Below are 13,301 nucleotides of genomic sequence, written 5' to 3' on the forward strand. Positions count from 1 at the left end.
CCCGACGGCAGCGAGACGAGGGGGAGACATGGCGAAGATCAACATCAGCCTGGACGCCGAACTGGTCGTGGAGGTCATGGTGCTGTCCGGGGTCGGCTCCCCGCAGGACGCGATCGAGGCACTGGTCCGGGACTACATCGCCCGCGGCCACCGCACCGAGTCCCGGGTGGAACTCAAGGACCACGAGCGCCTGCTGCGCCCGGACCTCCTCCCCAACCGCACGGTGCAGGAGGGCTAGTCCAAAGGTGCCCGGCGCGCGGGCCGGGGGCGGGTGCGGGATGCTCGGTGTATGACCGAATCGACCGAGCCGGCGCCGGCGGCGGATGAGGCGGTCGCCGCCGACCGCGCGCTGAAGGGCAAGCACCGGGCCATGTGGGCCCTGGGGGACTATCCGGCCGTCGCCGTCCAGGTGATCCCCGAGCTGGGCACCGCGCTCACCAGGGCCTGCCGGATCGGCAGCGGGCACCGGGTCCTCGACGTCGCGGCGGGATCGGGCAACGCCTCGATCCCGGCCGCCCTGGCCGGGGCCCATGTGGTGGCCTCCGACCTCACCCCGGAACTCCTGGAGACCGGCCGCCGGCTGGCCGGCGAGGCGGGGGTGGACCTGGACTGGCGGGAGGCCGACGCCGAGGCGCTGCCGTTCGACGACGCCTCCTTCGACACCGTGATGTCCTGCGTGGGCGTCATGTTCGCCCCGCACCACCAGCCGGCCGCCGACGAACTGGTCCGGGTGTGCCGCCCCGGCGGCACCATCGGACTGGCCAGCTGGACCCCGCAGGGGTTCATCGGCCGGATGTTCCGCACCATGAAGCCGTACGCGCCCCCGCCGCCGCCCGGAGCCCAGCCGCCCCCGCTCTGGGGCGACGAGGACCATGTCCGGGCACTGCTCGGCGACCGGGTCACCGAGGTCGAGGCGCGGCGGGAGACCGTCCGGGTGGACCGGTTCGCCGGGCCCGAGGACTTCCGGGAGTTCTTCAAGGCCTGCTACGGGCCGACCATCGCGGTGTACCGGAACATCGCCGACCAGCCCGACCGGGTCGCCGCCCTCGACGCCGAACTCGCCGCGCTCGCGGCGGACAGCGCGGCCGAGGACGGCGCCATGGACTGGGAGTACCTGCTGTTCACGGCCCGCCGGACCTGATCCGGCCGGACCCCGGACCCGGGACCCCGGGCCCCGGACCCGATCCGGAAGGGACGGTCTAGGCGGGCGCGCCCTGGGCCACCCGGTCCTGGGAGAGTTCCGCCGCCGCCAGGAACTGGGTGGCGGCCAGCTCCCCGTACAGCGGGTCCCCGGCCACCAGTTCCTCGTGGGTTCCGGTGGCCCGGACCCGGCCGGCCTCCATCACCACGATGCGGTCGGCGAGGGTCACCGTCGACAGCCGGTGCGCGACCACCAGCACCGTGGTGTGCCGGGCCGCCTCCGCCACCACGTCGCGCAGCGCCAGCTCGTTCACCGCGTCAAGCTGCGAGGTGGCCTCGTCCATCAGCAGCAGCCGCGGCTTGCGCAGCAGCGCCCGGGCGATGGCCACCCGCTGGCGCTCGCCGCCGGACAGGGTGGAGCCGCGGTGTCCGACCACCGAGTCCAGCCCCTCCGGGAGGCGGGCGATCAGGGCGTCCAGCCGGGCCCGCCCCAGCACCTCGGAGATCTCCTCCTCGGTGGCGTGCGGGGAACCCATCAGCAGGTTCTCGCGCAGGGTGCCGGCCAGCACCGGGGCGTCCTGCTCCACATAGCCGATCGCGGCCCGCAGTTCGGCCAGCGGCCAGTCCAGGACGTCCCGGCCGTCGATCAGGACCCGCCCGCCGGTGGCCTCGTAGAACCGCTCGATCAGCCCGAACACGGTCGTCTTGCCCGCGCCGGAGGGGCCCACGAAGGCCGTCATGCCGGCGCCCGGCACCGAGAAGCTCACCCCGTGGTGCACCGGGGGGAGTTCCGGGCCGTAGCCGAACCGGACGTCCTCGAAGACCACCGTGGCCGGGGTCCGGGCCGCGCCCGCGTCCACCGGGCCCGGCCCGCCGTCCACCGGCTCGGTCTCCAGCTGCTCGGCCTCCACGATCCGGGCCAGCGCCGCCGAACCCACCTGGTACTGGGAGGCCGCGTCGGCCAGCTTGGAGATCGGGTCGATCAGATAGAAGAGGAACAGCAGGAAGGCGACCAGGGTGGACACCGAGATCTCGCCCGAGGCCACCCGGGCCCCGCCGATGCCCAGCACCGCCAGGAACGACACCTGCACCGACAGGCCGATCGAGGGACCGGCGACCGCCTGCCACTTCGCCGAGGTCAGTCCGTGCCGCCAGGCCTCCTCCGCGGCCCGCTCCACCCGGGCCGTCTCCCGGGCCTCGGCGCCCGAGGCCTTGATGGTCCGGTAGGCGCCGAACGCCCGCTCCAGCACCGTGGAGATCTCCCCGACCGCCGCCTGCGCCTGCTCCGAGGCCTTCGCGATCTTCGGGTAGACCACTCCCACCGCCGCGCCGACCAGCACGATCACCCCGAGGGTGACGCCCAGCAGCACCACGTCCATGGCGGCCATCAGCGCCACCGTCGCCAGGAAGGTCAGTCCGCCGGTCACCGCCGCCACCACCGACTTGGTGGTCACCTCGCGGAGCAGGGTGGTGTCCGAGGTCACCCGGGACATCAGATCACCCGGCTGGGTGCGCTCCACCTCCGGCATCCGCAGCCGCAGCAGCCGGCCCACCAGGGTCCGGCGGGCCGCCAGCACCACCGACTCGGCGGTCCGCTCCAGCACGAACGAACCCAGCGCGTCGATCACCGTGCCCAGCACCACCAGCGCGGTCAGCACCAGGATCAGCCCGGTCACCGACTGGTCGTCGCCGAGCCGGTCCACCAGCGCCTTCGCCGCCAGCGGCTGGGCCAGCGCGCTCGTCGCCCCGATCAGCGACAGCAGCGCGCCCAGTGCCACCGCCCACCGGTGCGGGCGGAAGTGCCCGTACAGGGCCCGCCAGTTCTGTGCCGCGGGCAGTTTCCGCGCGGCGTCCTTGTCCACCCCTGAATAGTCCATCCCGACAGCATGCGGAAAACCGGCCCGGCACCCGACCGGACGGCCGCGTGTATGTCACCTGAACGGCCCCGCGGACCCCCGTCCGGCCGACCGGGCGGATCCCGCCGCCCGCCCGGCGGTGACACGGACGGACGCGTCCCGACGGGGAGTTCCCGCACGACACGCCGGGCGGGCGCTTGTAGCGTCGAGCCAGCAACGCCGGGGGGCTTGGGAAACGTCTTGCCGTCCGGGCGGGGCCCGGCCGGCCACTCCGCGCGAGGAGCCGACCCGATGCCGAACACCGAATCCGTCACCACCCTGCTCCGGATAGAGCGCGGCCACGCCGAGCCGGAGGAACTGGCCGCGATAGCCGCCGTCCTCACCGCCTGCGCCGCCGGCCGGGCCCTGGCCGTCGCCGCGCACTCCGCCGCACACGCGAAGAAGCCCGGCCACCGCGGAACGCGGGGACCGGGCCTCCTGCACGCGGCCTGCTGGGCGGGCTGCTGGGCCTGCCGCTGACGGCCGCGGGGCCGCCGGTTCAGGAACGGCGGCTCAGGACCTGCTCCATCACCCGGGTGAGGACCGCCTCCGGGTCGTCCACCGGGCCCTCGGAGCGCCAGGCCACGAAGCCGTCGGGGCGGACCAGCACCGCCCCTTCGGCGCCCACCCCGTGCGCGGCCGCCCAGTCGACGTCCTCGTCGGTACGGGCCTCCGGGGCACCGCCGTCCGCGGCGCCGCCCAGCGTGTAGCCGGCCAGCAGCACCGACAGGCGCACCGCCACCCGGGCCGCCGCCTCCTGCCAGGGGGTGCCGGGGGCGCACAGCAGGGTGAAGGTCCGCTCGTACAGGTCCAGGGTGGAGATCCGGCCCTCGGAGCCGGTCAGCCACAGGTGCGGGGCCCGGGAGCCCGGCTCCCCGTTGAGCCGCATCCCGTCCGGGATGATCTCCCGGCCCGGGTCGCCGCCCACCACCGCGCCGCGCGGGTAGCAGTACGCCATCGCGGTGGGCAGCATCCGGCTGTCCTTGCCCGCCTTGCCGGCCGGGGCCCCCGGCACGCCCGGCGCCCCGGGCAGCGGGGAGTAGCCCGGGTGGTCGTGCTCCACGGAACGGGCCGAGGCCCGCTCACTGGTGGCCAGCGCCACCGGCCGGCGCTCCTCCTCGTAGGTGTCCAGCAGCTCCGGTCCGGCGCCGCCGGACAGCACCGCGGCCAGCTTCCAAGCCAGGTTGTGGGCGTCCTGGATGCCGGTGTTGGAGCCGAACGCGCCGGTCGGGGACATCTCGTGGGCGGCGTCGCCGACCAGGAACACCCGGCCGGAGCCGTACCGGTCGGCGACCCGTTCGGCGGCGTGCCAGGCGGCCTTCCCGCCGATCTCCACGTCCAGGTCCGGGACCCCGATGGCGCGCCGGATGTGGTCCACGCAGCGCTCGTCGGTGAAGTCCTCCATGGTCTCGCCGACCTCGGGGTGCCAGGGGGCGTGGAAGACCCAGTTCTCCGCGTTGTCCACCGGCAGCAGCGCCCCGTCCGCACCCGGCTTGATGAGGTAGCAGACGATGAACCGCAGATCGCCGAGGACCTCCGGGAGCCGGCGCGAACGGAACGTCAGGCTCACGTTGTGGAAGAGCGCCCCGTTGCCCGTCTGGCCGATGCCCAGCTGCTCGCGGACGGGGCTGCGCGGGCCGTCCGCCGCCACCAGGTACTGGGCGCGGACCCGGACGTGCTCGCCGGTCTCCCGGTCCTTGACCACGGCGCTGATGCCGTCCGGGTCCTGGTCGAAGGAGATCAGCTCGGTGGAGAACCGCAGGTCGGAGCCGGCGGCCCGGCTCCGCGCGGCCAGCACCGGCTCGATGTTGTTCTGGCTGCACAGGCACCAGGAGGTCGGGCTGAACTTCTTCAGCGCGCCGCCCGGGTCCGTGTTCTGCACCAGCCAGCGGTGGTCCCCGCCGGTCAGTGAAGTGGCCTGGATCAGGCCCTTGTTGTCGGAGAGCACCTCGGCCGCCTCGCGGACGTCCGGCTCCGCGCCGGCGACCCGGAGCAGCTCCATCGTCCGGGCGTTGATGCCCCGGCCACGCGGGTGGGGGGAGACCCCCGCGTGCTTCTCCACCAGCAGATGCCTGATGCCGTGCCGGCTGAGGAACAGCGAGGTGGAGAGGCCCACCAGGGAGCCCCCCACGACCAGCACCGGCACTTCTACGTCGAACTTCTCTTCCATGGCCTGCTCGGCTCCTTCCCGCGGGGGTGACCCAACCTTCTATGCCCGCTGACCGGCCACAGTGCGCCGTTGTTCACCCGCTTGATCCGCATGTGTCGCGTTCTGTGCAGGCTGGGGCAACGATCTGTCTCAGGAGGAGCAGCGCCATGCGGAGCGCGGCCGTTGTCGCAAGGGAGCGTACGAAATGACGATCAGCCTGCCGGAACGTGTGTCGCAGTCGGCCTTCGACGGGTCCAGGCTGCGCGTCGTGATGCTGGTGGACCTGCACGAGGGCACCCAGCAGCGGTTCCTGGAGGCCTACGAGGAGATCCGGGACAATGTTGCCGCGACCCCCGGCCACCTCAGCGACCAGCTGTGCCAGTCGTTCGAGAATCCCTCCCAATGGCTCATCACCAGCGAGTGGGCGAACGCCCCGCAGTTCCTCGACTGGGTGAACAGCGAGTCCCACATCGAGATGATCCGGCCGCTCAGCGCCTGCATCCGCACCACCTCCTCGCTGCGGTTCAACGTGCTGCGGGAGACCGGCCGGAAGGCCACCGGCGGTTCCGTGCAGCTGGCCCCGAGGCTCGGCGACGACCTGGTGCGGCACTCGATCACCTTCACCGTCCGCCCCGGCACCGAGGACCGGGTCGCGAAGATCCTCGCGGACTACGCCGCCCCCTCGGCCCGGGTCGACGACACCACCCGGCTCTGCCGCACCACCCTGTTCATGCACGGCAACCGGGTGGTCCGCACCGTCGAGGTCAAGGGCGACCTCACCAAGGCGCTGCGGCACGTGGCCCGCCAGCCCGAGGTGCGGGCCGTGGAGGAGGCCATCAACCCCTACCTGGAACAGGACCGCGACCTCGACGACCCGGACGCGGCACGGGTGTTCTTCACCCGGGCGGCGATGCCCGCCGTCCACCATGTGGCCGACCGGGACCGCGCGGACGCGCCGGAATCGGGCACAGTGGAACGGCACGCCCTCTTCTACCGGGCCAAGCCCGGACGCGGCACGGCACTCGCCCGGTTCCTCGCCCGGCAGTCCGAGGCCCAGGCCGCGGCCCCCGGCGGCCCGGTGCTGCGGAGCACCGTCTTCCACCGCGACGACATCGTGGTCCGGCTGGTCGACACCACCGGCCCGCTGTCCGACGACCCGGCCGCCGCCCTCGGCATCCAGGGCTCCCGCAAGGCCGCCGTCCTGGACCGCCTGCTGGACAGCGAGGCGTACGCGCCGCAGGCCTGCGCCGCACGCCCGGCACAGCTCCTCACCGGCGCCCGGATGCAGCTGGTCACCGACCGGCACGCGGACCAGGACTCCTGACCCCCGGTCCGCCGGCCCGCCCGCCGGACCCGCTCCGGCCCCCAGACCCCCGCCCTCCCGCCGGTCCCCGACCGGCCTCCCGTCCCAGCAGGCCCCCGCCAGGAGGAACGCAGCCATGACCACGCACGCCCCACGCATCGTGGACCTCAGCGAGACTCAGCCCAACCGCCGGCGGGGAGGTGACGTACGCGCCGTGCTCACCCCGACCACCTGCGGGGCGACCACCGGATTCATGGGCCTGGCCCTGATGCAGCCCGGCGAGTGGATCGCCGAGCACTACCACCCGTACTCCGAGGAGTTCGTGTTCCTGGTGGCCGGTCACGTCGAGGTGGACCTGGACGGAGTCACCCACGAGATGCGCCCCGAGCAGGGCCTCCTCATCCCGCTCAACGTCCGGCACCGCTTCCGCAACGTCGGCGCCGAGGAGTCCCGCATGGTGTTCCACCTGGGCCCGCTGGCCCCCCGGCCCGAACTCGGCCACGTGGACACCGAGACCAATCCGGCCGGCGCCCACCACCCGGTCCCCACCCACGCCCCGGCCCCGGCCCCGTCCGAGGCCCTTTCGTGACCCGCCGGGTGGCCGTCACCGGCATCGGCGTGGTCGCCCCCGGCGGGATCGGCGCCCCGGCCTTCTGGGACCTGCTGTCCCACGGCCGGACGGCGACCCGGGGCATCACCCTCTTCGACCCGACCGGGTTCCGCTCCCGGATCGCCGCCGAAGTGGACTTCGACGCCGCCGACAACGGCCTCGACGAGGACACCGTCGCGCGCTGCGACCGGTACATCCAGTTCGCCCTGGTGGCCGCCCGGGAAGCGGTCCGGCAGGCCGGACTCGACCTGTCCGCCGGCGACGCCGACGCCTGGCGCACCGGCGTCTCCCTGGGCACCGCCGTGGGCGGCACCACCCGGCTGGAGCACGACTACACCGCGGTCAGCGGCAAGGGCGCCTGGTGGGACGTGGACCACCACCCGGCCGGACCGCACCTGCACCGGGCCTTCACCCCCGCCACCCTGGCCGCCACCGTCGCCGAGGACGTCGGCGCCCGCGGCCCGGTGCAGACCGTGTCCACCGGCTGCACCTCCGGCCTCGACGCCATCGGCTACGCCTGCCACGCCATCGAGGAAGGCCTGATGGACGTGTGCGTGGCCGGCGCCTCCGACTCGCCGATCTCGCCCATCACCGTGGCCTGCTTCGACGCGATCAAGGCGACCTCGGCGAACAACGAGGACCCGGCGCACGCCTCCCGCCCCTTCGACGCCCGCCGCGACGGCTTCGTCCTCGGCGAGGGCAGCGCCGTCCTCGTCCTGGAGGAGCTGGAGCACGCCAGGGCCCGCGGCGCCACCGTCCTGTGCGAGATCGGTGGCTACGCCACCTTCGGCAACGCCCACCACATGACCGGGCTCACCACCGAGGGCATCGAGATGGCCCGCGCCATCTCGGTGGCCCTGGACCAGGCCCGCCTCGACCCCACCGAGGTGGACTACGTCAACGCCCACGGCTCCGGCACCAAGCAGAACGACCGGCACGAGACCGCCGCCGTCAAGCGGGTGCTGGGGGACCACGCCTACCGGACCCCGATGAGCTCCATCAAGTCCATGGTGGGCCACTCCCTCGGCGCCATCGGCGCCATCGAACTGGCGGCCTGCGTGCTGGCCATGCTGCACCAGACGGTGCCGCCGACCGCCAACTACGAGACCCCCGACGAGGAATGCGACCTGGACTACGTCCCGCGCACGGCCCGCGAGCGCCAGCTCCGCACCGTCCTCTCGGTGGGCAGCGGCTTCGGCGGCTTCCAGTCCGCCGTCGTCATGACCCGGCCGTCCGGCACCGCCGGGTCGGACCGGAGGAAGGTGAGGACGGCATGAGCGACACGGCACCGGCGTCCCGCGACCGCACCGCGGTGATCACCGGCATCGGCGTCGTCGCCCCCAACGGGGTCGGCGCCGGAGCGTTCTGGAAGGCGACCCAGGCGGGCACCAGCGTGCTCGACCGGATCACCCGCAAGGGCTGCGAGCACCTTCCGCTGCGGATCGCCGGCGAGGTCCGGGACTTCGACCCGCACGGCCTGGTCGAGGACCGCTACCTGGTGCAGACCGACCGGTTCACCCACTTCTCGCTGGCCGCCGCCGACATGGCCCTGGAACAGGCCCTGCTCGGCAAGGCCGACTACGAGGACGACTCCTTCTCGGTCGGGGTGATCACCGCGGCCGGCTCCGGCGGCGGCGAGTTCGGCCAGCGGGAACTCCAGCAGCTGTGGGGCCAGGGCCCCCGCTACGTGGGCCCCTACCAGTCCATCGCCTGGTTCTACGCCGCCACCAGCGGCCAGATCTCCATCCGCGGCGGCTTCCGCGGCCCCTGCCAGGTGGTCGCCAGCGACGAGGCCGGCGGGCTGGACGCCTTCTCCCAGGCGGCCCGCCAGATCCGCCGGGGCACCGGCACGGTCCTGGTCGGCGCCGCGGAGGCGCCGCTGGCCCCGTACTCGATGGTCTGCCAGCTCGGCTACCCCGAGCTCAGCACCCATCCCGACCCGACCCGCGCCTACCGCCCCTTCACCGCCTCCGCCTGCGGGTTCGCCCCGGCCGAGGGCGGCGCGGTGATCCTCGTCGAGGACCGGGAGCGGGCGGAGTCCCGCGGCGCCCCGGTCCGCGCCGAAGTGGCCGGGCACGCCGCCACCTTCACCGGGGCCGGCGACTGGGAGGCCTCCCGGGAGGGACTGGCCCGCGCGATCCAGGGCGCCCTGCGGCAGGCCGGCTGCGCCCCCGAGGAGATCGACGTGGTCTTCGCGGACGCCCTCGGCGTCCCCGCCGCCGACCGCGCCGAGGTCCTGGCCCTGGCCGACGCCCTGGGCGCCGCGCACGCCCGGACCGTCCCGGTGACCGCCCCCAAGACCGGCACCGGCCGGGCCTACGCGGGCAGCGCCGCCCTCGACGTGGCCGCCGCCACCCTGGCCCTGGAACACGGCCTGGTGCCGCCCACCCCGAACGTCTTCGACGTCTGCCACGACCTCAACCTGGTCACCGGCCGGGCCCTGGCCTCGGCCCCGCGCACCGCGCTGGTCCTCAGCCGCGGCCTGATGGGCTCCAACTCCGCCCTCGTCCTCCGCAGCCCCTCACGATAAGGAGCACGCACATGTCCGACCGCCTCACCGTCGAAGAACTGACCGCCCTGATGAAGCGGAGCGCCGGAGTCTCCGTGGACCCGCAGGTGCTCGCGGCCCGACCCGACGCCCCCTTCGCGGACTACGGCCTGGACTCGCTCGGCCTGCTCGGCATCGTCGCCGAACTGGAGAAGCGGCACGGCCACCCGCTGCCCATCGAGGTCGACCAGTGCAAGACCCCCGGCGCCTTCCTCGACCTGGTCAACGACAGCCTGATGACGGGAGCCTGAGCCATGCCCGGACGCACCGACAACGAGATCACCGTCGCCGCCCCGGTCGACCTGGTCTGGAAGATCACCAACGACCTGCGCGGCTGGCCCGACCTGTTCAGCGAGTACGCCTCCCTGGACGTGCTCTCGGAGGACGGCCCCACCACCCGGTTCCGGCTGGCCATGCACCCCGACGAGAACGGGGTGGTCTGGAGCTGGGTCTCCGAACGCACCGTCGACCGGGAGGCCCTGGAGGTGCGGGCCCGCCGGGTGGAGACCGGGCCCTTCGAGTACATGAACATCCACTGGGAGTACGCCGAGGTCCCCGGCGGCACCCGGATGCGCTGGCGGCAGGACTTCGCCATGAAGCCCGGCGCCCCGCTCGACGACGCCGGCATGACCGACCGGATCAACCACAACTCCCGGATCCAGCTCGAACTGATCCGGGACAAGATCGAAGCGCAGGTCTGAGGAGGCCCACGGATGCACCAAGGACTGATCGTCGCCCGCATGGCCCCCCAGTCGGCGGGCGACATCGCCCGGGTCTTCGCCGAGTCCGACGCCGGTGAACTCCCGCACATCGTCGGGGTGACCCGCCGCAGCCTGTTCCAGTTCGGCGACGTCTACCTGCACCTGTTCGAGACCCCGCACCCGCCGGGTCCCGAGGTGGCCAAGGCCGCCTCCCACCCGCTGTTCCAGGACATCAGCGAACAGCTCTCCACCTATGTCCGCCCCTACGACCCGGCCACCTGGCGCAGCCCCAAGGACGCCATGGCGAACCGGTTCTACACCTGGCACTCAGGAAGCTGACCGCAGGGCGACGGCGGCCTCGGCCGCCACCGCCGCGGCCACCGCGGACAGCGCGGGGGAGTGCAGCTTCCACTGCTGCCAGTACAGGGCGACATCCAGGGGACGGTCCGGCGCCAGCGCGGTCAGCGCGCCGGACCTCAGCCCCGGCAGGGCCTGCGACTCCGGCACCAGGCCCCAGCCCAGCCCGGCCGTCACCGCGTCCCGGAACCCCTCCGAGGTCGGCACCTGGTGGCGCACCGGCCCCGCCCCCGGGGCACCCGTCAGCTCCCGGACGAACCGGTCCTGGAGCGTGTCGCTCCGGTCGAACACGATGGTCGGGGCGGCCGGCAGGTCCCGGGCCAGCGGCCCCGCCAGATGACGGGCCGCGAAACCGGGGGAGGCCACCGGCAGGTAGCGGGCCAGCCCCAGCCGCCGCACCGAGCAGCCGGCCACCGGGTCCGGCGAGGAGGTCACCGCGGCCATCACCTGCCCCTCCCGGAGCTGGGTCGTGGTCCGGCTCTCGTCCTCCCGGAACAGCTCGAAGCAGACCGGCGGGTCCCGCGGCACCCGCTCCAGGGCCGGCAGGAACCAGGTGGCCAGCGAATCGGCGTTCACCGCGATCGGCAGCCGGGCCGGACCCGAAGCCTCCCCGATGCCCAGCTCGGCCCGCGCGTCCCGCTCCAGCCGGGCCAGCTGCCGGGCGAACCGCACCACCACCTGCCCCGACTCGGTGGGCCGCACCGGCTTGCCGCGCATCAGCAGCACCCGCCCGGTCCGCTCCTCCAGCGCCTTCACCCGCTGGCTCACCGCCGACGGGGTCACGTGCAGCACCGAGGCCGCCGCCTCGAAGGTGCCCTCGTCGACCACCGCGAGCAGGGTCCGGACCTGGTCCAGCGGAAGATCGTCCATGAATGAAGCATAGCTAAGGGGGCGTAAAAATCTTTAGCTGTACTTCAGGGTGCCGGGGTTCCTAAGGTCGGAACATGACCAGCGCAACCCTCACGGCCGCCCTCGCGGGCTTCGGCACCAGCCTCTCCCTCATCGTCGCCATCGGCGCCCAGAACGCCTTCGTCCTCCGGCAGGGCGTGCGCCGGCACGCCGTCCTCGCCGTGGTCGTGGTCTGCGCCCTCTCCGACGCCCTGCTCATCGCCCTCGGAGTCGCCGGGGTGGGAGCCCTCGTCGAGGCCTGGCCCGCCGCGATCACCGCCGTCACCCTGGCCGGCGGCCTCTTCCTGATCGGCTACGGAGTCCTCGCCGCCCGCCGGGTCCTGCGCCCCGACCCGGACGCCGCCCTGCGCGCCGAGGGCGCCGGCACCGGTTCGGTCCGCACCGCCGTCCTCACCTGCCTGGCCCTGACCTGGCTCAACCCGCACGTCTACCTGGACACCGTGCTGCTGCTGGGCAGTCTGGCCGCCGACCGGGGCGACCTCCGCTGGGCGTTCGGCATCGGCGCCGTCTGCGCCAGCCTGGTCTGGTTCACCGCCCTGGGCTACGGGGCCCGGCTGCTGAAGCCGCTGTTCGCGCGCCCGAAGTCCTGGCGGGTGCTGGACGGGCTGGTGGCCGCCACCATGCTCGCCCTGGGGGGTCTCCTGCTCGCGGGCGCCTGAGCCCCGTGGTGGGATGGACCGGAGCCGAAGAGGGCCGAACAGGGGGGCCTCCCCAGCGAAGGGCCGACCGATGCCGGACGACACCACCATGCGCGCCATGACCTACGACCGCTACGGCGGCCCGGAGGTCCTGGTCTCCGCCGAACTCCTCCGACCGAAGTACGGGCCCGGCGAGGTCCTGGTCCGGGTGCGGCGGGCCGCCGTCAACCCGGTGGACTGGAAGATCATGGCCGGCGGTCTGGACGGGCTGATGGTCCTCCAGTACCCGGTGGTCCCCGGCTGGGACGTGGCCGGCACCGTCGAGGCCGTCGGCATCGACACCCCCGAGTTCTCCGTCGGCGACGAGGTGATCGCCTACGCCCGCAAGGACTGGGTGCACGGCGGCACCTTCGCCGAGTACGTCACCGTCCCGGTCCGCGCACTGGCCCCCAAGCCGGCCGCGCTGGACTGGGACCAGGCCGCCGGGCTGCCGCTCGCCGGACTCACCGCGTACCAGGTCCTCACCCGGCTGGGCACCGGCCCCGAGGACACCGTCCTGGTGCACGGCGCGGCCGGCGGGGTGGGCTCCCTCGGCGTGCAGATCGCCCGCGCCCTCGGCGCCCGGGTGATCGGCACCGCCTCCCCGCGCAACCACGACCGGCTGCGGGCCCTGGGCTGCGAGCCGGTGGCCTACGGGGACGGGCTCGCCGACCGGATCCGCGAGCTGGCCCCCGACGGGGTCACCGTGGCCGCCGACTTCGTCGGAGGCACCCTCGACACCACCCTGGCGGTGCTGCGCCCGGGCGGCCGGCACGCCTCCATCGCCGACCCGCAGGTCCTCGGCTCCGACGGCCACTGGATGTGGGTCCGCCCGGACGGGTCCCAGCTCGCCGAACTCGGCCGGCTCGCCGACCGCGGACAGCTCACCGTGCCGGTGGCCGCCACCTTCCCGCTGGAACGGCTGGCCGAGGCCTTCGAGCTCAGCGCCCACGGCCGGACCGCCGGGAAGATCGTCATCCAGGTCGCCGACTGAACCCCGGGGCGCCCGGGC

The 13,301-nt window shown here is 73.9% G+C and carries 15 protein-coding genes; 12 read left to right on the forward strand and 3 right to left on the reverse strand.

Features of this window, described 5'->3' with window-relative positions:
• Positions 1–28: 28 nt before the first annotated feature.
• Together ACZ50K_RS06585 and ACZ50K_RS06590 are read left to right on the forward strand one after the other, a co-directional pair.
• Entirely contained in the window at positions 29–238 is a 210-nt protein-coding gene (locus ACZ50K_RS06585) for a DUF2191 domain-containing protein (RefSeq protein ID WP_468898196.1), read from the forward strand.
• Positions 239–289: 51 nt separating this feature from the next.
• A complete protein-coding gene (locus tag ACZ50K_RS06590; protein WP_468898198.1) occupies positions 290–1,141 on the forward strand; it encodes a class I SAM-dependent methyltransferase in 852 nt (283 codons plus the stop codon).
• A 58-nt stretch (positions 1,142–1,199) separates the two neighbouring features.
• On the opposite strand, the gene ACZ50K_RS06595 is transcribed toward ACZ50K_RS06590, so the two are convergent.
• Positions 1,200–3,017 (reverse strand): ABC transporter ATP-binding protein, encoded by a 1,818-nt coding sequence (locus ACZ50K_RS06595; RefSeq protein WP_468898200.1) that lies wholly within the window; start codon positions 3,015–3,017, stop codon positions 1,200–1,202.
• Between the two features lie 270 nt (positions 3,018–3,287).
• On the opposite strand from ACZ50K_RS06595, the gene ACZ50K_RS06600 reads away from it, so the two are divergent.
• A complete protein-coding gene (locus tag ACZ50K_RS06600; RefSeq protein ID WP_468898202.1) occupies positions 3,288–3,515 on the forward strand; it encodes an acyl-CoA carboxylase subunit epsilon in 228 nt (75 codons plus the stop codon).
• 19 nt (positions 3,516–3,534) lie between these two features.
• On the opposite strand, the gene ACZ50K_RS06605 is transcribed toward ACZ50K_RS06600, so the two are convergent.
• The gene (locus tag ACZ50K_RS06605; RefSeq protein ID WP_468898204.1) at positions 3,535–5,205 is read right to left on the reverse strand and encodes an FAD-dependent oxidoreductase; all 1,671 of its coding nucleotides are present in this window, start codon (positions 5,203–5,205) and stop codon (positions 3,535–3,537) included.
• Between the two features lie 184 nt (positions 5,206–5,389).
• Between ACZ50K_RS06605 and ACZ50K_RS06610 the strand changes: the two genes are divergently transcribed.
• From ACZ50K_RS06610 to ACZ50K_RS06640, 7 genes are all read left to right on the forward strand, one after another.
• Positions 5,390–6,508 (forward strand): SchA/CurD-like domain-containing protein, encoded by a 1,119-nt coding sequence (locus tag ACZ50K_RS06610; protein ID WP_468898206.1) that lies wholly within the window; start codon positions 5,390–5,392, stop codon positions 6,506–6,508.
• Between the two features lie 115 nt (positions 6,509–6,623).
• On the forward strand, positions 6,624–7,076 hold the full coding sequence (locus ACZ50K_RS06615; RefSeq protein WP_468898208.1) for a cupin domain-containing protein: 453 nt from the start codon (positions 6,624–6,626) through the stop codon (positions 7,074–7,076).
• Positions 7,073–8,374 carry a beta-ketoacyl-[acyl-carrier-protein] synthase family protein gene (locus ACZ50K_RS06620; RefSeq protein WP_468898210.1) on the forward strand — a complete coding sequence of 434 codons (1,302 nt, stop codon included), beginning with the start codon at positions 7,073–7,075 and terminating at the stop codon, positions 8,372–8,374. Before ACZ50K_RS06615 ends, ACZ50K_RS06620 begins: the two co-directional genes overlap by 4 nt.
• Positions 8,371–9,627 (forward strand): ketosynthase chain-length factor, encoded by a 1,257-nt coding sequence (locus tag ACZ50K_RS06625; RefSeq protein ID WP_468898212.1) that lies wholly within the window; start codon positions 8,371–8,373, stop codon positions 9,625–9,627. The genes ACZ50K_RS06620 and ACZ50K_RS06625 overlap by 4 nt, the downstream gene beginning before the upstream one ends.
• A gap of 11 nt (positions 9,628–9,638) precedes the next feature.
• Positions 9,639–9,896: an acyl carrier protein gene (locus tag ACZ50K_RS06630; RefSeq protein ID WP_468898214.1), complete on the forward strand. Its 258-nt coding sequence runs from the start codon at positions 9,639–9,641 to the stop codon at positions 9,894–9,896.
• Positions 9,897–9,899: 3 nt separating this feature from the next.
• Entirely contained in the window at positions 9,900–10,346 is a 447-nt protein-coding gene (locus ACZ50K_RS06635) for an SRPBCC family protein (RefSeq protein WP_468898216.1), read from the forward strand.
• A 12-nt stretch (positions 10,347–10,358) separates the two neighbouring features.
• On the forward strand, positions 10,359–10,685 hold the full coding sequence (locus tag ACZ50K_RS06640) for a TcmI family type II polyketide cyclase (RefSeq protein ID WP_468898218.1): 327 nt from the start codon (positions 10,359–10,361) through the stop codon (positions 10,683–10,685).
• Here ACZ50K_RS06640 and ACZ50K_RS06645 read toward each other — a convergent pair.
• The gene (locus ACZ50K_RS06645) at positions 10,674–11,573 is read right to left on the reverse strand and encodes a LysR family transcriptional regulator ArgP (protein ID WP_468898220.1); all 900 of its coding nucleotides are present in this window, start codon (positions 11,571–11,573) and stop codon (positions 10,674–10,676) included. The genes ACZ50K_RS06640 and ACZ50K_RS06645 overlap by 12 nt on opposite strands.
• Before the next feature lie 74 nt (positions 11,574–11,647).
• Between ACZ50K_RS06645 and ACZ50K_RS06650 the strand changes: the two genes are divergently transcribed.
• Positions 11,648–12,271 carry a LysE/ArgO family amino acid transporter gene (locus ACZ50K_RS06650; protein WP_468898222.1) on the forward strand — a complete coding sequence of 208 codons (624 nt, stop codon included), beginning with the start codon at positions 11,648–11,650 and terminating at the stop codon, positions 12,269–12,271.
• 88 nt (positions 12,272–12,359) lie between these two features.
• The gene (locus ACZ50K_RS06655; RefSeq protein ID WP_468898502.1) at positions 12,360–13,283 is read left to right on the forward strand and encodes an NADP-dependent oxidoreductase; all 924 of its coding nucleotides are present in this window, start codon (positions 12,360–12,362) and stop codon (positions 13,281–13,283) included.
• The last annotated feature ends 18 nt before the right edge of the window (positions 13,284–13,301 follow it).

Source organism: Streptomyces sp. NPDC033845, assembly GCF_055576225.1.